Source organism: Burkholderia catarinensis (assembly GCF_001883705.2).
GTDB classification, from domain to species: Bacteria; Pseudomonadota; Gammaproteobacteria; order Burkholderiales; family Burkholderiaceae; genus Burkholderia; species Burkholderia catarinensis.
Genome location: NZ_MDEQ02000003.1, coordinates 252,764 through 277,030, shown reverse-complemented (window position 1 = coordinate 277,030; position 24,267 = coordinate 252,764). Strand labels below are relative to the sequence as shown.

General features: G+C 65.5%; 21 protein-coding genes and 1 pseudogene. 12 read left to right on the top strand and 10 right to left on the bottom strand.

Annotated features, from left to right (window positions below):
- Window positions 1–18 precede the first annotated feature (18 nt).
- Both kce and BFF94_RS06500 read left to right on the top strand, forming a co-directional pair.
- The gene (kce, locus tag BFF94_RS06505) at window positions 19–951 is read left to right on the top strand and encodes a 3,5-dioxohexanoate:acetyl-CoA acetone transferase (protein WP_006482842.1); all 933 of its coding nucleotides are present in this window, start codon (window positions 19–21) and stop codon (window positions 949–951) included.
- A gap of 222 nt (window positions 952–1,173) precedes the next feature.
- A complete protein-coding gene (locus BFF94_RS06500; RefSeq protein ID WP_128845058.1) occupies window positions 1,174–2,502 on the top strand; it encodes an MFS transporter in 1,329 nt (442 codons plus the stop codon).
- 71 nt (window positions 2,503–2,573) lie between these two features.
- Here BFF94_RS06500 and BFF94_RS06495 read toward each other — a convergent pair whose 3' ends face one another.
- The 3 genes from BFF94_RS06495 to BFF94_RS06485 form a co-directional block, all read right to left on the bottom strand.
- On the bottom strand, window positions 2,574–3,908 hold the full coding sequence (locus BFF94_RS06495; RefSeq protein WP_219139120.1) for a chloride channel protein: 1,335 nt from the start codon (window positions 3,906–3,908) through the stop codon (window positions 2,574–2,576).
- A gap of 165 nt (window positions 3,909–4,073) precedes the next feature.
- A complete protein-coding gene (gene codA, locus BFF94_RS06490; protein ID WP_128845062.1) occupies window positions 4,074–5,315 on the bottom strand; it encodes a cytosine deaminase in 1,242 nt (413 codons plus the stop codon).
- A 118-nt stretch (window positions 5,316–5,433) separates the two neighbouring features.
- Window positions 5,434–5,895 (bottom strand): VOC family protein, encoded by a 462-nt coding sequence (locus BFF94_RS06485; RefSeq protein ID WP_128845064.1) that lies wholly within the window; start codon window positions 5,893–5,895, stop codon window positions 5,434–5,436.
- A 310-nt stretch (window positions 5,896–6,205) separates the two neighbouring features.
- On the opposite strand from BFF94_RS06485, the gene BFF94_RS06480 reads away from it, so the two are divergent.
- Window positions 6,206–7,348, top strand: coding sequence for a porin (locus BFF94_RS06480; protein ID WP_128845066.1), 1,143 nt, complete (start codon window positions 6,206–6,208; stop codon window positions 7,346–7,348).
- Between the two features lie 217 nt (window positions 7,349–7,565).
- Window positions 7,566–7,868 carry a DUF4148 domain-containing protein gene (locus BFF94_RS06475; protein WP_128845067.1) on the top strand — a complete coding sequence of 101 codons (303 nt, stop codon included), beginning with the start codon at window positions 7,566–7,568 and terminating at the stop codon, window positions 7,866–7,868.
- A gap of 111 nt (window positions 7,869–7,979) precedes the next feature.
- Here BFF94_RS06475 and BFF94_RS06470 read toward each other — a convergent pair.
- Both BFF94_RS06470 and BFF94_RS06465 read right to left on the bottom strand, forming a co-directional pair.
- Window positions 7,980–8,135 (bottom strand): annotated as a pseudogene (locus tag BFF94_RS06470) (LysR family transcriptional regulator); the annotation flags it as partial.
- Between the two features lie 298 nt (window positions 8,136–8,433).
- Complete coding sequence (locus BFF94_RS06465; protein ID WP_128845069.1) at window positions 8,434–9,348, bottom strand: S-4TM family putative pore-forming effector; 915 nt, start codon at window positions 9,346–9,348, stop codon at window positions 8,434–8,436.
- Window positions 9,349–9,615: 267 nt separating this feature from the next.
- On the opposite strand from BFF94_RS06465, the gene BFF94_RS06460 reads away from it, so the two are divergent.
- From BFF94_RS06460 to BFF94_RS06455, 3 genes are all read left to right on the top strand, one after another.
- Window positions 9,616–10,848 carry a nucleotidyltransferase domain-containing protein gene (locus BFF94_RS06460; protein ID WP_219139119.1) on the top strand — a complete coding sequence of 411 codons (1,233 nt, stop codon included), beginning with the start codon at window positions 9,616–9,618 and terminating at the stop codon, window positions 10,846–10,848.
- Between the two features lie 2 nt (window positions 10,849–10,850).
- Window positions 10,851–11,288, top strand: a complete 438-nt coding sequence (locus BFF94_RS38570; protein ID WP_504740283.1) for a type II CBASS E2 protein — start codon at window positions 10,851–10,853, stop codon at window positions 11,286–11,288.
- Between the two features lie 183 nt (window positions 11,289–11,471).
- Entirely contained in the window at window positions 11,472–12,908 is a 1,437-nt protein-coding gene (locus BFF94_RS06455) for an SMODS domain-containing nucleotidyltransferase (protein WP_128845073.1), read from the top strand.
- An 83-nt stretch (window positions 12,909–12,991) separates the two neighbouring features.
- Here the strand turns inward: BFF94_RS06455 and BFF94_RS06450 are convergent, their stop codons facing one another.
- Window positions 12,992–13,969 (bottom strand): LysR family transcriptional regulator, encoded by a 978-nt coding sequence (locus BFF94_RS06450; protein WP_128845075.1) that lies wholly within the window; start codon window positions 13,967–13,969, stop codon window positions 12,992–12,994.
- 490 nt (window positions 13,970–14,459) lie between these two features.
- On the opposite strand from BFF94_RS06450, the gene BFF94_RS06445 reads away from it, so the two are divergent.
- Window positions 14,460–16,643, top strand: coding sequence for an FUSC family protein (locus tag BFF94_RS06445; RefSeq protein ID WP_219139118.1), 2,184 nt, complete (start codon window positions 14,460–14,462; stop codon window positions 16,641–16,643).
- A gap of 136 nt (window positions 16,644–16,779) precedes the next feature.
- Entirely contained in the window at window positions 16,780–16,992 is a 213-nt protein-coding gene (locus BFF94_RS06440; RefSeq protein ID WP_096474441.1) for a hypothetical protein, read from the top strand.
- A 129-nt stretch (window positions 16,993–17,121) separates the two neighbouring features.
- Here BFF94_RS06440 and BFF94_RS06435 read toward each other — a convergent pair whose 3' ends face one another.
- Both BFF94_RS06435 and BFF94_RS06430 read right to left on the bottom strand, forming a co-directional pair.
- Window positions 17,122–18,231, bottom strand: a complete 1,110-nt coding sequence (locus tag BFF94_RS06435) for a DmpA family aminopeptidase (RefSeq protein WP_128845079.1) — start codon at window positions 18,229–18,231, stop codon at window positions 17,122–17,124.
- 64 nt (window positions 18,232–18,295) lie between these two features.
- Window positions 18,296–19,702 carry an APC family permease gene (locus tag BFF94_RS06430; protein ID WP_128845081.1) on the bottom strand — a complete coding sequence of 469 codons (1,407 nt, stop codon included), beginning with the start codon at window positions 19,700–19,702 and terminating at the stop codon, window positions 18,296–18,298.
- A 141-nt stretch (window positions 19,703–19,843) separates the two neighbouring features.
- Here BFF94_RS06430 and BFF94_RS06425 point away from each other — a divergent pair, with 141 nt between their 5' ends.
- Window positions 19,844–20,644: a helix-turn-helix transcriptional regulator gene (locus tag BFF94_RS06425; protein ID WP_128845083.1), complete on the top strand. Its 801-nt coding sequence runs from the start codon at window positions 19,844–19,846 to the stop codon at window positions 20,642–20,644.
- Window positions 20,645–20,782: 138 nt separating this feature from the next.
- Window positions 20,783–21,166, top strand: a complete 384-nt coding sequence (locus BFF94_RS06420) for a hypothetical protein (RefSeq protein ID WP_128845085.1) — start codon at window positions 20,783–20,785, stop codon at window positions 21,164–21,166.
- A gap of 72 nt (window positions 21,167–21,238) precedes the next feature.
- On the opposite strand, the gene BFF94_RS06415 is transcribed toward BFF94_RS06420, so the two are convergent.
- Both BFF94_RS06415 and BFF94_RS06410 read right to left on the bottom strand, forming a co-directional pair.
- The gene (locus BFF94_RS06415) at window positions 21,239–21,544 is read right to left on the bottom strand and encodes a panthothenate synthetase (protein ID WP_128845087.1); all 306 of its coding nucleotides are present in this window, start codon (window positions 21,542–21,544) and stop codon (window positions 21,239–21,241) included.
- 176 nt (window positions 21,545–21,720) lie between these two features.
- On the bottom strand, window positions 21,721–23,193 hold the full coding sequence (locus BFF94_RS06410) for a cytochrome P450 (RefSeq protein ID WP_281426100.1): 1,473 nt from the start codon (window positions 23,191–23,193) through the stop codon (window positions 21,721–21,723).
- Between the two features lie 87 nt (window positions 23,194–23,280).
- Between BFF94_RS06410 and BFF94_RS06405 the strand changes: the two genes are divergently transcribed.
- Window positions 23,281–24,216, top strand: coding sequence for a helix-turn-helix transcriptional regulator (locus tag BFF94_RS06405; protein ID WP_128845089.1), 936 nt, complete (start codon window positions 23,281–23,283; stop codon window positions 24,214–24,216).
- Window positions 24,217–24,267 lie beyond the last annotated feature (51 nt).

The window sequence follows — 24,267 nt, the reverse complement described above, 5'->3', positions numbered from 1 at the left end:
ACCGAAAGGAATCCATCCGTGGCAAACGCTCGCAAAGTCATCATCACCTGTGCGCCGACCGGCGCGATCCATACCCCGTCGATGTCGCCGTACCTGCCCGTGACACCGCACGAAATCGAAACGGCCGCTGTCGCAGCCGCGCAGGCCGGCGCGGCGATCCTGCACCTGCACGCACGCAACCCGTCCGACGGCAAACCCACGCAGGATCCGGCCGTGTTCGCCGAATTCCTGCCGCGCATCAAGGCGCAGACCGACGCGGTGATCAATCTCACGTCGGGCGGCAGCCCGCACATGACGGTCGACGAGCGGCTGCAGCCCGCGCTGCATTTCCAGCCCGAGGTCGCATCGTTGAACATGGGTTCGATGAACTTCGGGCTGTACCCGATGCTCGAGCGCTTCCGCGAGCTGAAGCATCCGTGGGAACGCGAACATCTCGAGAAGAGCCGCGATCTCGTCTTCAAGAACACCTTCGCCGACATCGAGACGATCCTCACGCGCTGCGGCGCGAACGGCACGCGTTTCGAATTCGAGTGCTACGACATCTCGCACCTGTACAACCTCGCGCATTTTGTCGACCGCGGGCTCGCGAAGCCGCCGTTCTTCGTGCAAAGCGTGTTCGGCCTGCTCGGCGGGATCGGTGCACACCCGGAGGACCTGATGCACATGCGCCGCACGGCCGACCGCCTGTTCGGCAGCGATTACGTGTGGTCGATCCTCGGCGCGGGCCGCAACCAGATTCCGCTCGCGACGATCGGCGCTGCGCAGGGCGCGAACGTGCGCGTCGGGCTCGAGGATTCGCTGTGGATCGCGCCGGGCAAGCTCGCGGAATCGAGCGCCGCGCAGGTACTGAAAATGCGGCAGGTGCTCGAAGGCCTGTCGCTGGAGATCGCGACGCCGGCCGAGGCGCGCGCGATGCTCGCACTCAAGGGCGGCGACGCGGTGAATTTCTGATCGCCGGGTAGCGCCCCAACACCAGCATCCGCAAGCGCAGTGACAAGGCGCCGGCCCGAGCCGGCCGGCGCCAGGACGCCCATCATCGCCCCGCTCCGTCCGAGCGCCGCCGGCGCGGCTCCGTCGTCTGCCCATCCGCTGCATGCACCGCAGCGGCATCTGCCGAACGCGGCGCGCCGTGCTTGCCGTGCGCGCCGGTTCGCCCTTACCGGAGTCGTCCGCATGTCCACTCATCACGCGCAGGCCCTGTCTGCCGCCGCCGGCGACGCGAACGCGTCGCTGAACCGGCTGCTGTTCCGCAAACTCATGCCGCTGCTGATCGCCGCCTATGTGATCAGCTTTCTCGACCGCACCAACATCGCGTTCGCCAAACATTCGATGGGTGTCGATCTCGGCATTTCATCGGCCGCGTACGGACTCGGCGCGGGCCTGTTCTTTCTGACCTACGCGCTCTTCGAGATCCCGAGCAACCTCGTCATGCATCGCGTCGGTGCGCGCTTCTGGATCACGCGCATCATGATTACGTGGGGCGCGCTGTCGGTCGCGATGGCGTTCGTCAGCGGCGAGACGTCGTTCTACGTGATGCGCCTGCTGCTCGGCGCTGCCGAAGCCGGCCTGTTTCCCGGCGTGATGTTGTACCTGACGTACTGGTTCGGCCGCGAGGAGCGTGCGCGCGCAACCGGTTATTTCCTGCTCGGCGTGTGCATTGCAAACATCGTCGGCGGGCCACTGGCCGGCGCGCTGATCGAGCTCGACGGCACGCTGGGTTTCCACGGCTGGCAATGGCTGTTCGTCGTCGAAGGCATTCCGGCGATCCTGCTCGCGTTCGTCGTGTGGACACGGTTGCCGGACCGCCCGAGCACGGCACCGTGGCTCTCCGCGGAAACCGGCCGTGCACTCGAGCGCACGCTGGCCGCGGAACAGGACGCGGGCGTCGCCACGCACGGCGGCCATGCGTTCGGCGCCGCACTGCGCGATCCGCAGATCTGGCTCGCGATCTTCGTGTACTTCTGCCACCAGTTGACCATCTACACGGTGATCTTCTTCCTGCCGGGCATCATCGGCGCGTCAGGACGCTTCTCCCCGTTCACAGTCGGGTTGCTGACTGCGCTGCCCTGGCTCGCCGCGGCGCTCGGGGCCGGGACGTTACCGCGCTTCGCACGCGAGTCGCGTCATGCACGCCGGATGCTGTGCGGGGGGCTGGTCGTGATGGCGGTCGGGATGGTCGGCGCCGCGCATGCGTCGCCGGTCGCGGGGCTCCTTTGCGTGTGCGTGGCGGCGTCCATGTTCTTCGTCGTACAGTCGATCGTCTTCACGTTTCCCGCGTCGCGGCTTGCCGGTAGCGCACTGGCCGGCGGACTCGGGCTCGTGAACACGTGCGGGTTGCTCGGCGGCTTCGTCGGGCCGACCGTCGTCGGCGCGATCGAACAGGCGACCGGCAATGCGAAGAACGGGCTGACGCTGCTTGCGGCCGCGCTCGTCGCCGCAGCGTTCGCGAGCCTCGCGTTGCGTCATGGGCACGAGCGGCCCGACGTGCGATCGCGCGGCTGAAGGCAGGCTGGATTCAAGCGGGCTGGATGCGTTCGCGCCACCCTCGCCCGACTCTTGACCATTCGTACGCATCAGCGCGCCGTCGTCGCGGGCGTGCTCACGATCGCAACCGCATTCGCCCGCCGCTCGGCCTGCCGCTGCGCGAACCGGTACGCAACCAGCGAGCCGGCCACGGCGAGCAGCATCGGCACGAGACTGTCGTGATTCGCGCGCGTGAATTCGAGCAGCAACACGACGGCCGTGATCGGCATCTGCATCGACGCGGCGAGAAACGCGGTCGCGCCGATGAGTGCGCACCCGCCGATCGACGCGCCCGGCCACACGAGGCTCCACAGCCCGCCGAGCACGACGCCGAGCAGCGCGCCGTTCGCAAGGCCCGGCGTCAGCAGCCCGCCCTCCGCGCCGGCCCGCAGGCTGCCGGCCTCGATCAGCACCTTCAGCACGAGCAGCGCTGCGGCAAGACCGATCGTCAGCGTGCCGTCGAAGCCCAGCGACGCCGCGCCCTTGCCGTTGCCGAGCAGTTGCGGAAACCGCATCGCGAGCACGCCGATCACCGCGAAGTTGACCAGCGCGAGCACGGGCAGCCGCCAGTCCTTCGGCGCGTTCGCCCGCGCATGGGTCGTGAGCCGCACGAAGCCGTACGCGGCGAAGCCGAACAGCGGCCCGCAGACGATCGACCACGCAACCAGCGGCGTGCTCAGCGCAAACGGCGGCACCGCGTACTGGTGTTCGTTGCCGAGGCCGATCCACGCGACGGCCGCCGCGATCGACGACGTCACGACCGCCACGACCAGCGCACGCAGCTCGAACGTGCCGAGCAGCACTTCGAGCACGAAGATCGCGCCGCCGAGCGGCACGTTGTAGACGGCCGCGAGGCCCGCGCCCGCACCGCACGCGACCATCAGCCGGCAGTCGTCGGGCGTGAGCCCCGCGGCATGCGCGAGCCGCCCGGCGAGCAGCGAACCGATCTCGCGCGGCGCGACCTCGCGGCCGAGCGGCGAGCCGAGCGCGACGGTGACGATCTGCAGCAGCGCGTGAATCGTCGTGCTGACGAACGGCATGCGCGGATCGGCCGCGCGCACCGCACGGCGGATGCTGACGAGCGGCCGGCCGTACCGGTAAAGCGCCCACCAGCCGCCGCCTGCGACGATCCCGCAGACGACCGGCACCGCAAACCGGCGCAGCGGATCGGCGCCGGCAACGCCGGTGAGGAAGCTCTCGGTGCCGATCACGTGCGCGACGCTGTAGCCGTATGCGATGTGCTGGATCGCGTGCAGCAGCAGCGCGAGCAGCATGCCGCCGAGGCCCGCGCCGACGCCGGTCAGGATCGCGACGGCGGCCACGCGGGCGAACGGGCCGGCAGGCGGCAAAGAGGATGCGGGAGCGGACGGGAGATCGAGGCGCATGGGGTCGGCGAACAGGGATCGAAAGGACGGCGCGCAACACGCGCACCGTCGTCAGGACCGCATCGTAGGCCTGCGCTCATCATGAGACAAACGTATTTTTAGAATCGACTCATGCATTTGATGAATACATAAAGACGGGCGGCCCGGGACCGCCCGCCTTCCGCATCAATCCGGATACGTGACGCGCTCCGGTTCGCGCCGCATGATCACCTTCCCGTGGCGGACCGACAGCGTGGCCTTCGCCTGCCGGCGCACCGCTTCGTAATCGCCGTCCGCGTCGAGCACGACGAGATTCGCCGGACGCCCGGCCGCGATGCCGTAGCCGTCGCCGAGATGCATCGTCGTCGCGCTGTGGTCGGTCACGAAGTCGAGGCAGCGCTGCAAATCCTGGTAGCCCATCATGTGGCAGATATGGAGGCCCGCATCGAGCACGCGCAGGATGTTGCCGTTGCCGAGCGGATACCACGGATCCTTGATCGAATCCTGCCCGAAGCACACGTTGAGGCCCGCGCGGTCGAGTTCTGCCACGCGCGTGACGCCGCGCCGCTTCGGAAACGTGTCGAAGCGCCCCTGCAGGTGGATGCTCTCGGTCGGGCACGAGATGAAGTTCAGGCCCGCGCGCTTCAGCAGCCGGAACAGCTTCGAGCAGTACGCGTTGTCGTACGAGCCCATCGCGGTCGTATGGCTCGCGGTCACGCGCGCGCCCATCCCGCGCACGCGCGCCTCTTCGGCGAGCACTTCCAGAAAGCGTGAGTGCGGATCGTCGGTCTCGTCGCAATGCACGTCGACGAGGCAGCCGGTGCGTTCCGCGAGATCCATCAGGAAGCGGATCGAGCTGACGCCCTGCTCGCGCGTGTTCTCGAAATGCGGAATCCCGCCGACGACGTCCGCGCCCAGGTCGATCGCCTGCTCCATCAGCGCGCGGCCGCCGTCGAACGATTCGATGCCCTCCTGCGGAAACGCGACGATCTGCAGGTCGATCAGCCCGCGAGCCTCGTCCTTCACTTCCAGCATCGCCTTCAGCGCGGCGAGCGTCGGATCGGTGACGTCGACGTGCGTGCGCACGTGCTGGATCCCGTGGTCGCGCAGCATGCCGATCGCCGCGTGCGCGCGCGTCTTCGTATCTTCATGCGTGATCGTCGCCTTGCGTTCGGCCCAGCGCTCGATGCCCTCGAACAGCGTACCGCTCATGTTCCAGGCAGGCTCGCCGGCCGTCAGCACGGCATCGAGGTGGATATGCGGCTCGACGAGCGGCGGGATCGCAAGGCGGCCGCCCGCGTCGATATCGTCGTTGCGCGCCGGTGCGATCGACGCCGGCTGCGCGTCGACCCGCGCGATCGTGCCGCCGTCGATGACGATCGTGAACAGGCCGTCGCGGCCGCGCAGGCGTACGTTGAACAGATTCATGTGGGGGATCCCTCGTGGCATGCATGAAAACGGCCGCGCGATGCGCATGGCGGCCGTGCGATTCGTTGAATTCGATGCAAAGGAATGCGGGCAAAGCCCGCGCACGATGCGCGGCGCGTCACGACCAGCCTTCGAACTTCAGGCCTGTTTCCGCGGCGGCCTCCTCCGGCGTCACGTCGCGCACATGCTGGCCGAACGTCCACACATGCAGTTCGGGATCGCGCGCACGGTACGTGCGGTCGCCGTAGAACTGGTCGGCCGGCTCCTGCAGGATCTCAGCGCCGGCCTGCCGCGCGTGCTCGCAATGCGCGTCGATATCGCTCGCGAGCTGCACGTGCACGCCCTGCGTGTTGCGGCCGCCGACGTCCGGCGGGCTCGCGACGAAATCGGCCCAGTAGCCGCCGATCATCACCACGCCGCCTGCGTGCGTGAGCTCGGCATGCGTGACCTGCCCATCGGCCGTGTAGACGACGATGCCGCGCCCGAAACCGAACGCGCGCTCCAGCCATTCGAGCGCGGCGCGCGGATCGCGGTAATACACGGCGGGACTGATCGGCGGAAGAGGTGCTGGCGTGGGCATCGTCTGTCTCCGGTCGTTGGGACGTGACACCCATTCTCCGCGCGTCGGGCACGTCGGGCAACCGCCGCACGCTCGCTGCCGCCTGTTGCAGCCGCGCGACAACGGACACGCGCCCTGCGTGCGCCGGCAGCCCGCCACGACGCGAAAACACCCTGCGTCAGGCATGCGCGGCGCGTCGTGTCGGTTTTGTGAACGACTCTTGCGCGATCTGGAAAGGTCCGCTCGGGCGGCTCCCGGGCCTTGCGCGCGATCCGCATTCCTATACTTGCGCCGAACTTTCGTTCCCGGTCCCACACGCAGGAGTCTTTAGATGAAGAAAACACTCGTTGCCGGCGCATCCGTCGCCGCGCTGTTCGCCCCGCTGGCCCATGCACAGAGCTCGGTCACGCTGTACGGCCTGATCGATGCCGGCATCGTCTATACCAACAACGCCAACGGTGCGTCGCTGTGGCGCCTGAACAGCGGCACCGTCAACGGCAGCCGCGTCGGGTTTCGCGGCACCGAGGATCTCGGTGGCGGCCTGAAGGCGCTGTTCGTGCTCGAGAACGGCTTCAACGTGAACAACGGCGGGCTCGGCCAGGACGGCAAGCTGTTCGGCCGCCATGCCTACGTCGGCCTGAGCCAGAACGGCTACGGCACGCTGACGCTCGGCCGCCAGTACGACACGATGGTCGACTTCGTCGCGCCGCTGTCGGCCACGGCCGGCGACTTCGGTGACGCGAGCTTCGCGCATCCGTTCGACAACGACAACCTGAACCACTCGCTGCGCATCAACAACGCGGTCAAATACACGAGCGAGACCTACGCGGGCCTCAAGGTCGGCGCGATGTACGCGTTCTCGAACGCGACGAACTTCGGCGCGAACCGCGCGTACAGCGTCGCGGCAAGCTACACGAACGGCCCGCTGAAGCTGGCCGGCGCCTACCTGCAGATGAACGGCACGAAGGGCTCGACGAGCGCGAGCGCCGGCGCGACCGACGTCGCCGAGGCGAAGAGCGTGAACCAGGGCGGCTGGTCGATCGGCTCGGACCGCATGCGTTCGTACGGCGGCGGCGTCAGCTACGTGTTCGGGCCGGCGACCGTCGGCTTCGTCTATACGCGTTCGCAGTACGACAACACGGGCTCGTTCGGCTCGAACGGCCAGGTCGCGTTCAACAACTACGACGTGAACGTGCGCTACGCGGTGACGCCGGCCGTCAGCCTCGGCGCGGCCTACGTGTACACCGACGCCAGTGTGTCGAATCCCGACAGCAAGCACGGCACCGATCCGAAGTGGCACCAGGTCGACCTGCAGGCCGTCTACAAGCTGTCGCGTCGCACGGACGTTTATGCGGAAGCGATGGTTCAGCACGCTTCCGGCCGCGGCTACCAGGCGTTCATCAACGGCTCGGGCGGCGCATCGAGCACGGCGAACCAGGTCGTCGGCACGATCGGCATGCGCACGCGCTTCTGACCGGCATGTCCGCGCGTCGCCCGCGCGCGGCGAACCCGCTTGATCCGGCGGGTTCGCACGGCACCGGCGACGCGCCCCAATGTTGTTTCATCTGGAAGGCTCCGTGCCTGGAATCGGGGTTTTTACGCATGCGAGCGCTGCGTAGACTGGCATCGACGGTTCGGATCGCATATCGATGATCGAACCGGGCAACACAACCCGCATACAGGAGAACCTCGTGAAATCGCTCGTCGTTACCGCCGCCGCTGCCGTGCTGCTCGCCGCACCGGCCCTGTCGTTCGCCCAGTCGGCAAAGTCGCCCGTCACGCGCGCGCAAGTGCTGCAGGAGCTGTACGACCTCGAATCGGTCGGCTACAACCCGTCGCTCGGCGACGCCGGCAACTATCCGGACGACATCATGGCCGCGCAGGAACGGCTCGCCGCGAAACGCCTCGCGGAGCACAAGGCCGCGCAAGCCGCGTACGGCCCGGCCGGTGCGGCGACGACCGAATCGGGCGTGGCCGCGAAGCCCGCGCTGTGACGACGTGACGAAGCGCGCCGCCCGCATGAATGATGTGCCGCGGGCGACGCGCGTGTGGCGTGTGCGTGAAGAAGCCGGCAGCGAAGCAACGTGCCGGCGCATGCATGGTGCTCAGGCGGCCTGCGGCTCGCGGCCGATCGCGTTCAGCATCTCGACGTCGCGCGCGATCATCCCCGGCACCTGTGCGCGCAGCATCTCGACCCAGGTCCGCACCTTCGCATCGACGAAGCGGCGCGACGGATACAGCGCATATACGTTCATCTTCTGCGCGTGCAGGTGAGCGCTTGGCCGCCGGCGACCTCGGTCGAGTTGCATTTAGTCAATTGCGCGGGAGCTTCGACTTACGATGAAGGAGACTGCCCCTCGGCCGAATGTATTTCAAGGCTGGCGACCGCGATTACGCATTACGCCGTTTTGTCCTCACCCATCTTCGTACTGCATAGCCCTATTGTTAATGCGAATCTGCTCGCACGCCCAGAGGAGACTTTATGCGATTTCAAGCGCGGGCATTTGTGCCACTTCAAGGCGCTCGACGGGCTATCGGTTACATTTGTGGGTAAAGCAATTATGCCTTCGCTCTCGCTCCACTTGCGCTGTCGTACTCATCCGCCATCGCCCCCACCGCGTCGACCATGTCCTGCTCAAGTCCTTTGCGAAGGAGACCATTCAGCCAATCAAACACCAGTGGGCTGGAAGCACGGAAACCAAAAATGGCATCTTGCAACTCTCGTGTTTTAACCTCGAACGGTGCATGGTCCGTTGCGGCGAGCACATCAGTCCAAAGCTTATCAGTTTCACCTTTGATCCGTTCTACCGCCAGAACCGTGTCAATATGCCGGTTGTGCTCGCGCAGCAGCCAAATGATGATCGGTGTCGCAGGAACCAGTGATGTCAGGACAAAGTCCGTCATCGCTTCCCCATGATAAAGTCCTGCGCCGAAGACACCAGCGACAATCACACCAATAGCGACCTTCAAGACCGTAGTGTAGGTCCTGCGCTGGCTGGAGTCATAACGCACGTTTGAACGCTGACATGCAATCCGCGCGGCCGGAAGCGGAAGACGATCCACCTCGGGCGAATACCAGTTCAAAAACGTCGCCTCGATCTTTGCAGACAGCTTCTTTCGGTTTCGCTTCGAGACATCTTCTCTGTCGACCTTTGGCCCGACAAGGAACTTGTTCCAAGACATCTCGTACACAGCGCAATCGAACTCCTCTTGCAGCTTCGCCCCCTCCTTAAGACGCTGTTTCATCCAACGATCGAAAAAACACGCGTCGAACAGGCTCACACTAAGAGATGCGATTGCTACAAACGGCTTCGCTGACGGCAAGAACTTGGCACACAGCGCTGCTGCGACGGGCAGAAGCAACGTTACCAAGACAACCAGCCCCTGAGCCAGCTTGGCTTGACTGTACAGGACTCGGCGGGCCTTCTGTAGGCGGACCATCGCCGTCTCGTTTTGCTTGTTCGCTATGCTCATGCTGTTCTTGCTACCCGTTTTGCCGCGCAGCCGGCGATTTGACAGAAACGCGATCCTACGCCTCTTTTCCCAGCCTTTGTCTCCCCCGGAACGAGTCTGATGTATTTTTGACACCAATTCGCACGGATGATGTAAAAAATACACAACCACACTATAATTAGCGCAATCATCCACAAGAATTACCACATATAGTACTATTGATTTCAATTTACAATAGTTCAAACCTATTTAATACGCTTGGGAGCCGCTATGCAGCGTGACCTACTCGTGAACACGCATCGCCGGTCGATCTCGCGGTCGTCATCCGACAATTTCTTTTTTCTGGTGGATGTCATTGCGAAAGAGCAAGTCCCGACCGCGATGCAATTGCAAAAAATCGAGTCGAGCTACAACAGTACAGCGGAATTCCTGTCGCAGCGCGACGAGTTCGCCGACCTGATCACGCAGATTCACCCTCACGGTTCTCGGCAACTGGGCACAATGGTTCGGCCACGGGACGATTCTCGCGATGGCTTCGATATTGACCTCATCGCTCGGCTGAATGAAAAAGCACGCGCCAGATATAGCGACGAACGGGGTCCGGCTCGGCTGCTCAATCAGTTCCATGCTGCCTTCCAAGACTATGCGAACGCTCACGGACTTGAGCTCAAAAAATGGGATCGATGTGTGACTTTGTGCTATGCCGACGGAATGTGCGCCGACATCGCGCCGGTCATCGATGCTCCGCTACTGCAAGCACCCTTCGGTTCGACGCATGCATTGATCCCCGATAAGTCGGTCGCGCGGTTCGAGTCGACAAATCCACGCGGCTATGCAAAGTTTTTCGGCGAAATTGCTGCCATCGCTCCGTATATGTTGTCGCTTGAGTCAGCGGCTATGGATTCGATGCGTAAATCGGTGGAGATTGTTCCGCTCGAAGATCCCGATGAAGTTTTCGATCCGTGGCTCTGTCGCATCGTTCAGGTCCTTAAGCTGCATCGCAACGTAAGCTTCGGCACCAAGACTGACGATGTGGATTTCGCACCGACGTCGATCTTCATTACGACGCTTGCGGCTCACGCCTACGCCGAAAAGGCACGGACTTATCATGAGACGCCGCTCGAGTTGCTACTCGATGTTGTGGAAACCATGCCGACAAAGTTCGTGAGCAAACGAGTCGGACAGCGCGAAGAATGGCAACTTCCGAATCCGGCGGCCCCGGCTAGCAATCTTGCCGAGGATATGAACGAGGTCGGACGCCAAACAGCCTTTAGGAACTGGATCGCGAAACTGGTCGGGGATATCGAGACCATCATTGCCGCAATTGATTCTCGCAGCGGTATGGATGTCGTGATTGAAAGCGTTCGAAAAGCGTTTGGTCGGCGCCCGGCGACTGCGGTCCAAAAAGCCCTACTCGCACGCCAGCAAACCGAACGAGGGGCTGGGCGAGCGACTTTTTACACCGCGACAGCAACCGCGAAGTCCGTCGCCTCCCGCCCGCACAATTTTTTCGGGGACTGAAGTTGCGACGCGGACCGAAGACTCGTTCACTCGAGCACATAGCTCTTGAGCTCGACGCACTGGAGATCCCGGGAGCGCGGCTAACTCGAGTTCGAGGCGTGGAGCTTCGGTACTGTTTTGAGATCTCGCCCACACCGTTTTCGCCGCTTTACAAGTGCTTATTGGTTATTCGACGTACTGGCTGGCCGAGCATGTTCGTCATATCTCCGGATTTGGTTGCATCGAACAATGGAAAGCCACTGCCGCACATATACGGCTACAAAGGGGCGCAGACCGAACTGTGCTTATGGTGGCCCAAGCAACGGGAATGGAATCGCGACATGAGATTCATCGAGACGTACATTCCTTGGACCGCCGAATGGTTGTGGTACTACGAGTATTGGCGAAGCACCGGCAACTGGGTCGGCGGTGGGGCTCACCCATCGCGCTCCAAAAATTAACGAACGTTCTGTAGAACAACGAAATAGATCTGTAAGGTGCCCTCTACCAGCATAGTGACCGAAGCTCCTTGCGTTCCACTGCGAGCATTCCAGCTTGGAAGCAGCAAACGAAAGCCAAGGGGGCATGTCGCGGAGGGTTTGGTGGCGAAGGGCGAAGAAGGCGCGCCGGGAGGGAGTAAAAGCGTGAAACTCGTAGATCACTTCAACACGTTCCTCGACGATGAAGTCAACCTCAATCAAACGCGAGTCGGCCAGCTTACCGACAGCGTCGAGGCCGTGAAAGCAGCTATCAAGGCCTCTGGCTGGCGTCCTAAGATTTTGAGCTTCACAGCCCATGGCTCGTGGGCTCACGGAACCATTATTAAGCCGCTTCCAGGCGACGAATTTGATGCTGACTTGCTCGTTATCGTGGAGCCCGTTGCCGACTGGGAAGCGAAAGACTACGTCAACAAGTTAGGTAGCGTCTTCGATGGGCACAGCACCTACAAGGACAAGGTGCGTCGCTATTCGCACTGCATAACCATCGAATACGCGGGAGACCGCCGCATTGACATCGCACCGTGCGTCAAGGGGCGACTCAGGCCGGATACCTACGAAGTTTGCAACCGAATCTCGAATACTTTCCAGGCATCGTCCCCATTGGTATACACCAACTGGGTCATGGGTCGAAATGCCGTGGCCGGTGGCAACGATCTCAAGAAGGTCACGCGATTGCTGAAGTATTTGCGAGACATCAAAACCAACTTCACTTGCCCGTCGTTCCTCTTCACTACGCTCGTTGGGTCACATATTTTTGACGCAGACAAGGGCAGCGCTGCGTTCGCGGACACGCCCACATGCCTGAAAACCGTGGTCGGCCGCCTCGACGACTGGCTGCAGCAGCACTATTACGTGCCGGTGATTCGCAATCCAGCGTTACCGTCAGAAATTCAGAGCCGCGTCTGGGACCAAACGCAGTTCTCCAACTTCCGCGACAAAATCAATCTCTATCGCGGCTGGATTGATGACGCCTATAACGAGGCGGACCGAGACGAGTCGATTGGGAAGTGGCAGCGTGTCTTTGGCGACAGCTTCGCCTCCGGCGAAGCTAAAGAGTCGGCACGCGTCAGCGAGTCCGTCGGAGTCAAGAGCGCAGCCGTTGCACTGGCCGGACAATTCCGCGACTTGGTCGACTTGGTCAAGCAAACGGGTCGCGCAGCCCTCCCGGCACGCATGACAAGTTTACCTTATGTGCAGCGCCCCAGATGGCGTACTGCAACTCAGCAGCAAACTGTCAAGATTTCAGCCGAGCTACTGACTTCGATGAACGGGGCCTATATTCAACGGGTCGCATCACTGGACCCGTTGCAGCCCGGCCGCGCGATTCGGTTTACCGCAATAAACAACGTCGGCGCTCCCTTTCCTAGCAACTACAAGGTCGAATGGCGAGTCGCCAATACCGACAAAGCAGCATACGACGCAAATTCATTGCGAGGCGGCTTCTATCGCAGCGATGCGGGCTTTTCCAGGACGGAAAGCCTGCTCTATCGCGGGGTGCACTTCGTTGAGGCATTCCTTATCGGGAAAACTGACAACAGGCTGTACGGAAAATCCGAGCCGTTCTACGTCGTGATTGAATGACCTGATTGCGTTTCGCCAAGTGGCACAGCAGAGGTTCAGTTGCTCGACTCCTCTCTCGTCGAACACGAGACTTATTTTCGCGTTCACACGAGTTCGTTATGAGCACGGGAACCTACGCCCGCCTGCGGTTCGCGGCCGATCGCGTTCAGCATCTCGACGTCGCGCGCGATCATCCCCGGCACCTGTGCGCGCAGCATCTCGACCCAGGTCCGCACCTTCGCGTCGACGAAGCGGCGCGACGGATACAGCGCGTAGACGTTCATCTTCTGCAGGATGTGCGCGGGCAGCACGCGTACGAGCGTGCCGTCGCGCAGTGCGTCGATCGCCGAGTACAGCGGCAGCATGCCGATCCCGATGCCGTCGCGGATCGCGAGTGCGAGCGATTCGGCCGTATTGGTCTGCACCGGCCCGGCGACGTGGATCTGCTCGACGCCTTCGGGCCCTTCGAGCACCCATTCGTGCGTCGGGAACGCCGGCGTGCACAGCGTCAGGCACGCGTGCGCGGCGAGATCCTGCGGACGGGCCGGCACGCCGTGCCGTTTCACATAGTCGGGCGACGCGCACAGGATGCTGAAGGTCGAGCCGAGCAGGTGCGACACGAGTTCCGAATCGGGCAGCGACGATGCCGTCACGACGGCCATGTCGCTCGTGCCGTCGAACAGGTCGGGCATGCGCTGCGACAGCGACAGCTCGATCGACACGTCCGGGAACTGCGCGTGATAGCGCGTCAGCGCGGGCAATACATAGTGATGACCGACGCTCGCGAAGCTGTGCATGCGCAGCACGCCGGCCGGCCGTTCGTGCGCACAGCTCGCCTCTTCTTCCGCGCGGTCGACGTCGGCGAGGATCTGGCGGCAGCGCCGCAGATAGCTTTCGCCGGCCGACGTCAGCGCGAGACGGCGCGTCGAGCGATTCATCAGACGGGTGCGCAGGCGCGCCTCGAGTTCCGACACCGCGCGGGACATCGCGCCCGTCGTCGAATTCAGCGATTGCGCGGCGGCGGTGAAACTGCCCGTCTCGACGACGCGCGAAAACACCCGCATGTTTTGTAGCGTATCCATTCCTGTGAGCAACCTGTAGCGGAGCCGCTATTTTCCTCCACCGGATGCGACAGATTGTTACTCCGGCTGCAACTATCGTTTCCCCGCAACTGCGTTAATACGCGGGCGCCGCCCTCCTACAATCGGCGCCTCACCCGTCGAACGGGCCCGTCCGGAAGCGCCGCGGCACCTTGCCCGGCCCTGTACGAGCCTCCGTTAGGGCCTGTTCACGCTAATAACGGGCTTGCGAACGTGCCTTGCCGGCTGCAGTGCAAGAAGCAAGGAGCGCCGTTTGGCCGAGCCAAACAAGCGACGCGCGACGCCGCAATGCGGCCGGCAAGACACGTTCCCCTGTTTGGAAAAAATCATTCGTGGGGCTGGCCCCCAGAAGGGCCGATCGCCGCGTCATGCTCCTCGCGAATACGTCGAGTATTCGCTTCGTCGCAATCCTTGCGCTCGGCCCTTCTGGGGGCCAGCGCAAGCCCGTTATTAGCGTGAACAGGCCCTACTCATGAAGCCACAACCTGCGATCGAGCGACCTTCCATCGAACCCGCGCGATGGAGAGCATGGCTCGATCCGCTCGGCGACGCGGCGCGCGACTGGGCCGCCAGCGACGGGCTGATCTGGCTGCACCTCGCGAAAACCGTGCTCGCGGCGCTGCTGGCGATGGGCATCGCGATGCGTCTGGAGATGTCGCAACCCCGCACGGCGATGACGACCGTGTTCGTGCTGATGCAGCCGCTGTCGGGGATGGTGTTTGCGAAGAGCTTCTACCGCGTGCTCGGCACGGCGGCCGGCCTCGTCGCCGCGCTCGCGCTCGGCGGGCTGTTCGCGCAGCAGCCCGAGCTGTACATGGCCGGCATCACGCTGTGGATCGGCGGCTGCATCGCGCTCGCGGTGCGCAACCGCCACTTCCGCTGGTACGGTTTCGTGCTCGCCGGCTATACGGCCGCACTGATCGGCCTGCCGTCCGTGATGACGCCGCAGACGCTGTTCCAGTCGGCACTCACGCGTGCCGCGGAAGTCGCGCTCGGGATCGCATGCTCGGGCGCGGTCAGCGCATTGATCCTGCCGCTCAGTTCGGCGAAGGCGCTGATGCGCTCGCTGAGCGCGCGCCACGCGACGTTCGCGGCCTTCACGACCGGCGCGCTCGGGGGCGACGTCGCACGCGGCGACTTCGAGCGGCGCTTCGCCGATTTCGTCGACGACATCGTCGGCTTCGAGGCCAACCGCGCGTTCGCGTCGTTCGAGGATCCGCACATTCGCGCGCGCAGCCGCCGGCTCGCGCGGCTGAACAGCGAGTTCATGAACGCATGCACGCGGCTGCATGCGCTGCACCAGCTCGTCAAGCGCCTGCGCGCGAATGGCTCGGATGCGGTGCTCGACGCACTGGCGCCGCACGTCGACGCGCTCGCGCAACGGTTCGCCGCGCTGCGCGACGAGCGGCAGCGCGGCATCGCGCCGGCCACCGGCGCGCTGCTCGAACTGCGCCGCTTCCACGGCGCGTTGCCGAAAGCCGCGCGCGCGTCGCGGCGGAACATCGAGGACCATGCGGCCGGCGGCCTGCTCGACTTCGATACCGCGATCGAGCTGCTGTACCGCTTCATCGGTGAATATCTCGGCTACGCCGATACCTACGCGTCGCTCGACCAGGACGATCACGCATTCGAACGCTCGGTCACGCATTACGCGGTAAAGACCAATTCGTTCTTCGTCGGCTTCGCGTTCCTGCGCACGGTCGTCGCCGTCGGCGCGATGAGCGCGTTCTGGCTCGCGTCCGAGTGGCCGAGCGGCCCGCTCGCGGTGATCGCGACCGCAATCGCCTGCGCGCTCAGCTCGACGTCGCCGCGCGCGCCGAAGTTCGTCGCGCAGATGAGTGTCGGCGCGGCGTTCGCGACCGCCGTCGGCTACCTGTTCCTGTGCTACGTGTATCCGAACATCGACGGCTTCCCGCTGCTGTGCGCGACGCTCGCGCCGGTGCTCGGCCTCGGCGCGTTTCTCGCGATGCGGCCGGGCCTGTCCGGCTACGGGATCGGCTTCGCGGTGTTCTTCTGCCTGCTTGCGGGCCCCGACAACGCGATCGCGTATACGCCCGAGGTGCTGGTCAACAACGGGCTGGCCATCGTCATCGCGCTGCTCGCGTGCTCGCTCGTGTTCGCGGTCGTGTTTCCCACCCACATGCCGTGGCTTACGGGCCGCATCGCGCACGACCTGCGCCGCCAGGTCACGCTGGCCTGCGAAGGCGCGCCGGACGGCCTCGCGCAGCGCTTCCAGTCGAGCACGCACGACCTGATGGCGCAGTTGCGCACGCTGCTCGTGCGGCGCACGCGGCAGCACCGCGACGCACTGCGCTGGATGCTGTCGACGCTCGAGGTCGGCCACGCGGTGATCGACCTGCGCGACGAACTGCACGCGTTCTGCGCCTCGAAACCGCCGCAGACGCTGCGCTGGACCGGTTCGATCGATGCGGTGCTGCACGAGCTGCCGCGCTTCTTCGACGATCCGACGCCCGGCCATCACGCGCGCACGCTGAAATCGGTGAATCTCGCGATCCGCGCGGCGCAGCACACGCTGCAGGCGTGGTACGCGGTGCCCGACGCGCGCCGCAGCATGCAGCGAATCGTCGGCTGCCTGCACTTCATGCGCAGCGCGCTGCTGGACAAGGACGCGCCGTTCAACCGGCACCGCCATTGAACATCGGTGCGCGCGCAACGGGATCCTTGTTCCGGATGGAAATAAGCTCTACAGCCGCGGCGATTAATCTTCAAGCAGTGCGAGCCTATAGTTTCCTCACTGCCAGCGAGACTGGCACTGACCCAGGAGAAACAAAATGAAGCCGCTGCACCTCGCCCTCGTTGCCCTGTCGCTCACCGCTGCTGTCGCCCACGCACAGCCGGCGCCGGCAGACGTCGCACCGCAACAGGCGAACCGCGCCGAAGCCGTGAAGGCCGCAGGCCGCGTCGATCGTGCGCAATCGAAGCAGGAAGACCCGAACGCATGCGTCGGCCCCGTCAGCTTCTGCAACATCTACTTCGGCAGCTGAGCATGACGCCGCGTCGTCACGGCCAGGCCCGCATCGCCCGCTCGCGCATGCGGTGCGGGCGGCGGTCCGGCCGATCGCCGCATCGCCGCCCCGAACCACGCCGCTTCGATTGAAGCGGCGCATGCCGTTTCAGGCGCCGCGCCCCGGCCGCCAGCCCACTTCGCGCAACGCATCCAGCAAGCGCGCCTGCCCGAGCCCTTCGACCCGCGCGCCGCGCGACTCGACGTCGCCGCCCGCGACGAGCGCATTCACGATCGCTTCCTCCACCGCTTCCGCCGCCGCGACGAACAGCGCGGAAATATGGTCGTTGTTGACCATCTTCACGCCGGTGGTAGGCGCGCCCTTGCTGCCGTAGTTCGCCGCCGGCAGGCCGTCGTTGCCCGTTGCAAACGCGAGGAAGATGTCGCCGCTCGAATCCTCGGTGCCGCCGCCGACGCGTGCGAGCCCGACGCTCGCGCGCTGCGCGAGACGCGTGCACTGATGCGGCAACAGCGGCGCGTCCGTCGCGATCGTCACGACGATCGAGCCCATGCCGGCCTCGCCTTGCGCGTCCGGCGCACGGAACGGCGAATGCACGTGCCGCAGCACTTCGCCGACCGGGTAGCCGGCCACACGCAGCATCTCGCGCACGCCGTAGTTCGCCTGCACGAGCGCGCCGACGGTCCAGCCGCCCGCGTCGGCCGCGAGCACGCGCGATGCGGTGCCGATACCGCCCTTGAACTCGTGGCAGATCATGCCCGTGCCGCCGCCCACGCCACCTTCGGCGACCGGCCCCGGCTGCGCGGCGGCCAGCGCGCGCAGCACGTGCGCGGCGCTCACGTGCTGCCCCCAGATGTCGTTCAGCAGCCCGTCGTAGGTTTCCATCACGACCGGCATGCACCAGTACACGCGGCCGGCCGCCGCTTCGCGCTCGTTCGCGACGAGCGCGTCGCGCACCGCGCCGACGCTGTGCGTGTTGGTATAGGCGATCGGCGTCGTCAGCAGGCCGGCCTCGCGGATCCATTCGAGCCCGGTCGCGTCGCCGTTGCCGTTCAGCACGTGCACGCCCGCGAAGCACGGCGAATCGTGCGCGGCGCCCGCGCGCGGTTCGATGACGGTGACGCCGGTGCGGATCGATGCGTCGCCGTTCTCGACGTTCAGCGTGCAATGTCCGACCCGCACGCCCGGAACGTCCGTGATCGCGTTGAAGCGGCCCGGCGTGCCGAGTCCGATGCGGATGCCGAGATCCCTCGTGCGCATGATGCAATTCCTCCAGTCTTTCAATGGTTCGGTGTTTCGGTGTCGCAAGATGACGATCCGGCGCTCAGAGCGCGCGGAATGCTGCGCTGTGGCGCGCCCAGATCACATACATCACGAGTGCCGCGACCAGCAGCCCGGCGATGATGATCAGGTCGGTCGGCTTCGTTGCCGTCGCCAGCGTCGTGTAGAGCGTGTATGCGGCGCCCGCCACCGCCACGAGCGGCGTGACGGGCCACAGCGGCATCCGGTAGTGATGCTCGACGTCGCGGCGCACGAACCGGCTCGCGAGCGCGGCGAGCCCGACGACCAGGTAGATCAGCAGCAGCAGGTCGACCGTGAACGCGGTCAGTTCGTCCAGGCTCGACACGAACACGAGCCCCGCCGACGGCACCGCGAGCGCGATCGTCGCGAGCCACGGCGATTCGAGGCGCGGATGGATCGTCGAGAATGCGCGGTTGCAGGTGCGCGACCAGAGCGCGTGCCGGCCACTGCTGTACAGCAGGCGGCCCATCGTGATCACGATCGCGATGATCGCGTTGAACACCGACAGGAAGATCCCGCCGCTGACCACGCGCGACACGGCCGGGTTGCTCAGCGAGCGCACGACATAGCCGATCGGGTCGGCGCTCTTCGTCAGCTCCGTCAGCGACGGCGCGCCGAGCACGATCGCGGTGAGCGGAACCAGTTCGACGACGAGGATCACGAGCAGCGAATAGATCACCGCCTTCGCGACGTTGCGGTTGCCGCCGCGCAGGTCTTCCGCGAGATACGCGGCCGAGCCGAAGCCGTTGTAGCAGAAGATCGCGGTGCCGATCGCGGGCACGATGGCCGCGAGCGTCGCCGGCACGAGCGCGTTGCCGCTCGCGACCACCGGCGCGACCAGCACTTCCGCGCCGCGATGCGGCGAACCGAAGCCCAGGCCCGCGATCAGCATCAGCACGCCGATCTCGACGACGAGGAATGCGCCCGTGATCCACGCGTTCGTCTTGATGTTCAGCATGCCGAGCAGGTAGCTGAGCAGGACGATCGTCAACGCGACCGACTGGTTGCCGAAGTGCGTGCCGAGCGCATTGTTCAGGTACGGCGCGGCGCCGCTCGCGAGCACGGCCGGGATGAACACGCTGACGGACAGCACCGTGATGAAGGTCAGGTAGCCGGGCAGCGTGCCGAACACGCGCTTGGCCATCACGTACTCGCCGCCCGCGCTGCGGTGCGCGGCGCTGAGCTCCGCGTAGCAGAGCGCGAACGCGAGCGCGAGCACGCCGCCGAGCACGAACGACAGCACGGCGCCGCTGCCGGCCTGCTGGATCGCGAACGGCGCGATCACGAAGATCGAGCTTGCGGGCGTCACGCCCGACACGGTGATCATCACCGCATCGCGCACGCTGAGCGTCTGCGACAGCGCGCGCGGCGCGTCTTCCGTTGCAGGCGCCGCTTGCAGCGTGCCCGTCGATTCCGACATCATCGCCATTTCGTTCTCCTGTGCTTGGGCCAACCCTTTGCCGCTCTTTTTTGAACGCCCATACTCGGGCCCGACTGATTGCGTGGCAGTCTAGGAAGCCAATTTCAGGACCGCTATTCCCCCTTCGTGTTACGCCCTTCCGGTGGTGGTATGGATCGTCTCTTTTCCGAAATCGCAATGCACCAGGCACTCGGCCGCGCAATCGATCATCTCGGTCAGCCGCGCTTCTGGCGGTTCCTGGTGCTGCTGCTCAATGAAATGGCGCCGTTCGACAACGCGCTCGCGACCGCGATCGGCCGCGACGGCGTGCCGCTCGTGCTCGACGAATACGACACGGGCGGCACCGACAAGGCATCGCCCATGCCGCTCTACCTGAACGGCGTGTATCTGCTCGACCCGTTCCTGCAGGCCGCGCACGACGGGCTCGCCGACGGCTGCTACCGGCTCGAGGAAGTCGCGCCCGACCTGTTCCGGCAGAGCGAGTATTTCCTGAGCTACTTCCGCGATGCGGTCGGCGACGACGAGATCCAGATCCTCGTGCGGCCGAACGCCGACACGCTGCTGTCGCTGTCGCTCGGCGCGGCCGCGCGCTTCGACGTCGAGCCGCTCGGCAAGCTGACGGCCGCGATGCCATGGGTGCTCGCGGCGATCCGGCAGCACTGGCGGCTGGTGGGCGATGCCACGCGCACGATGCCCGATGCCGATCTCGGCGCGCGCGTCGAGCAGGCGCTCGCGCGCTTCGGCGCCGGGGTGCTGACCGATCGCGAGATGTCGATCGCGAGAATGGTGCTGCGCGGCAATTCGTCGAAGGCGATCGCCGAGCGGCTGACGATTTCGCCGGAGACGGTGAAGGTGCATCGGCGGCATCTGTACGCGAAGCTCGGGATTTCGTCGCAACCCGAACTGTTTTCGCGGTTCATCCAGGCATTGGGGGAAGATGCGGCGGGATGACCGCATCGATACGGACAGATGGCAACCTGCGCGGAATCGGGCAATATCCGTGAAGCGCCGCATGCCGTGCTCATCCGGTGAAGCAGGCGCGGATGTTCCGTCGACAACGACACTGCCCGATAACAGGAATCCCGATCCATGTCGCTCATTCCGCTCGTCGGCCTTGGCTGGTTGTTTCTGTGTGCGCTCAGCGCCGCATCGATCGTGCTCGTGCCGCCCCTGGTGCTGGTCGCCTGGCTGATGGGGAAGGATATCTGGTCGATCCTGACACGCGGCCGGCTGCAGTTCGCGTTCCTCGCCTACCTGGGTTCCGCACCGGTGCCGGCGGTCTTCACGTTCCTGCTGGAAGCCGGTGCCACGGCCGGGAATGCCGGCGGCGTGGCGCCCGACAGCCTGTACCAATGGAACGAACGGTGTTTTTTCGTTTTCGTCGGCGCGGCGGCACTGAGCGGCCTGCTGTTGCTGTTGCGACCGAAAGACAGGAAAGCGCCGAATGTTGAACCGTCGCAGTCTGCACGATAGTCGCCACGCGAACGCCGCGCCATTCCTCCCGCCCGGTTCTCGAGCAGGCGCAAGGTCATGTGCGGCTTCCCGCTACTTCCACTTCGCGCCGAGTTGCGCCAGCCCGGCGCGCCGGAGATCGTCCGGCAACATCACCACGCGAAACTCGCAGTCGGCATCGAGCATCAGGAACCACGGCTCCGCGAGCGCCGGTATCTGCGACGGCTCGTCCACGTTGACGATCACGACCGCGCCACGCCCGCCTTTCTGCTCCGTGAAATACACGGCCTCCGGCTTGACCGCTTCGAGTATTCGCGCGATCACGTCGCCGACGCTGCCGTCGCGCACCAGCGTGTTGAACGGCTCGTGAGGGATTCGTATGTTGAGAAGCATGCGCATGACCATCCTCCTTGGGCTCCGCCCGGGCTGGGCCCTTCAAGCATAGGTCCTGCGCGATGCCGCGCCAGTGTGCCGAAAGCAGTTGCAGGCACGCGTTCACATTCCTGCGATTCGATGTCGCCCGCCGCATCGCACGAATCCGACGAGCATGTCGTCGCGTTCGATGCGTCGTCGAATCAGCGGCCCTCTCGCCCGGCCGCGCCGCACGCATCGCACGGCCCCCCGTCCGCCGCTCGCGCCACCGGCGCGATCGCGAGATGCAACGGCCGCTCGGGCCGCAGCGTCACGTTCAGCACCGGCCGCGGCGGCGCCATGCCCGGCGGCGCCGACAATTCGTAGCGCTGCAGGATCATCGCCGCGACAACCGTCATTTCCGTCATCGCCAGATGCTGCCCGAGACACACGCGCGGGCCAGTGCCAAACGGCATGTAGGTTCCGCGCGGCGCGGCCGGCGCATCGTCCGCAAAACGCTCGGGACGAAACTCGTCGGGCTCCGTAAACCATCTCGCATCGCGCTGCATGAGTTGCAGCGGCAGCATGAACAGCGTCCGCGCGGGAAACTGCCACGGCCCCAGCACGATCGGCCGCGACGCCCGGCGGCTGATCAGGATCGGCGCGGACGGATACAGGCGTAGCGTTTCCTCGAGCGTGTGCTTCAGGTAGCGCAACGACGATTGCGTCTCGGCGCACGGCGCGCGACCGCCCAGCACGCGCGACACCTCGTCGCGCGCGGCGGCCTGCGCCGCCGGATGCGTTGCCATGCACCATGCCCACCAGGTCAGCGCCCCGGCCGTCGTCTCGTGGCCCGCGAGGAACGCCGTCATGCATTCGTCGTGCACGGCCTGCAGCGGCCATCGCCGTGCGTCGTTCCGATGCAGCCGCAACAGGCGCGACAGCAGATCATCGGGCCACGCGCGCACCGGCAGGTCGAGACGCGCATGCAGTTGCCGGTCGATCAGCCCGTTCAGCACGGCCATCGCCCGCGCCTTGCCGCGCTTCCACGGCATCCAGTCCGGCGTGCTCGCGGGCCAGTAGAAATCGGCATTGGCCGCCGCGCTCACCGCGCGCACGGCTTCCTCGGCCGCACGCGCATCGTCGCCGATCGCGTCGGAAAACATCGTGCGCATGATCACGTCCATCGCCAGCGACGTCAGTGCGCTTTCGATCGGCCAGTCCGGATCGCGCGCGGGCCACTGGGCGAGCGCATGGCCGGCTGTCTCCGCGATCGACGGCACGAACGTCTGCACCGGCTTCGGCATGAAATTCGGTTGCAATGCCTGCCGCTTGTCGCGCCACGCCTCGCCTTCGGCGATCAGCACGCTATGGCCGTGAACCTCCGCAAACACCCGGATGGCACGCTCCCAGCGCCCGAGCGCATCGTGATGCGTGACCAGGAGTTCGCGCACGAGTGCGGGATCGGTCACGACCACCGCATGCTCGGGCCACACGCGCAAGTGCACGACGTCACCGTATGCGCGCTGCCAGCCGGCCAGCGCGCCGAGCAGGTCGCGCGACATCGCGCGCAGCAGCCCCCAACCCGTCAGGCCGGCACGCGGCCCCGGCGGCCATACGCCGGGCGGGTGAAGCACGGGCGCCGAAGCTGCAACGCCCGCATGGAATGGACATGAGGAAGTGGATCGCGTGTTCATGGGCCGGATTGTCCGCATCGGCATGCCGGCGGTCTTGAACGCAAACGACATCGACACGCGTCTGGTCGCTCCCTATACTCCAGCGTCATGTTCTTCGACCCGTCATCGATCCCGCCGTCGTGCCCCGATCCGCTGGCACGCGCCCCCCGCGCGCCGAGCGACAGGCGGTCGCCGCATGCGCGGCTGTACCCCGCGCCGGCCGCCCTGCAGGGCGCGGTGGTCGCGATCGTGTTGCACGACACGCGCGGGGTCGCATTGAGCGACGCGCAGCGGCTCTCGCATTTTCCGGCCACGCCGCTCGTGTGCGTGTCGTGGTATCGGGATCTCGACGTAGGCTTCGTCGAACACACGGCCGACGGGCCGCGGTGGCGCCCCTTCGGTGCCGCAGCAACGCTGTCGGGCAGCCATTCGGCCCCCACCGTGGCATGGGCACCGACGGGCGGACGGCTCGGCATGATCTGCTTCACCGCCGATGCGGCGCGGGCGCTGTTCGGCATCGCGCTGCCGGCCATCCACGACCGCGTGCTCGACGCGCACGCGTGCCTCGGTAACGACTGGCGCCCGCTGCTCGATGCCCTGGTCGGCGCGGACCGCGACGCCGACGCGCTGGCGGCGATCGAACATCATCTTGCGCCACGCTGGCAGGCGCTTCGGCCCGCGACGCCGCTGTCGTCGCTCCGCGATGCGGGACGAAGTTGGGTCGAGCGCCTCGCACTGCAGGCGCGCGAATGGCGGCATACCCACAGCCCGCGCCAGGTCGAACGGCGTATCAAGACCTACAGCGGCCGGTCGCTGCGCGAATGGCAGACGCTCGTCAGGACGGAAAGCGCGTTCTTCGCGGCACGCGACCGGTTCGAAGCCGGCGCCGCGTTCAACTGGGCGACGCTGGCGCTGGACGAAGGGTTCGCCGACCAGGCGCACCTGAGCCGCGAGGTCAAGCGCATCACCGGGTTCTCGCCGAGCGAATTCACGCAACGCTTTATCGACGACGAGTCGTTCTGGATGTATCGCTTGTGGGTGTGACGCGGCGGCGATCGCGCTTCGGCCGCCGTTGCCGGACCGACTCCCGGTTGC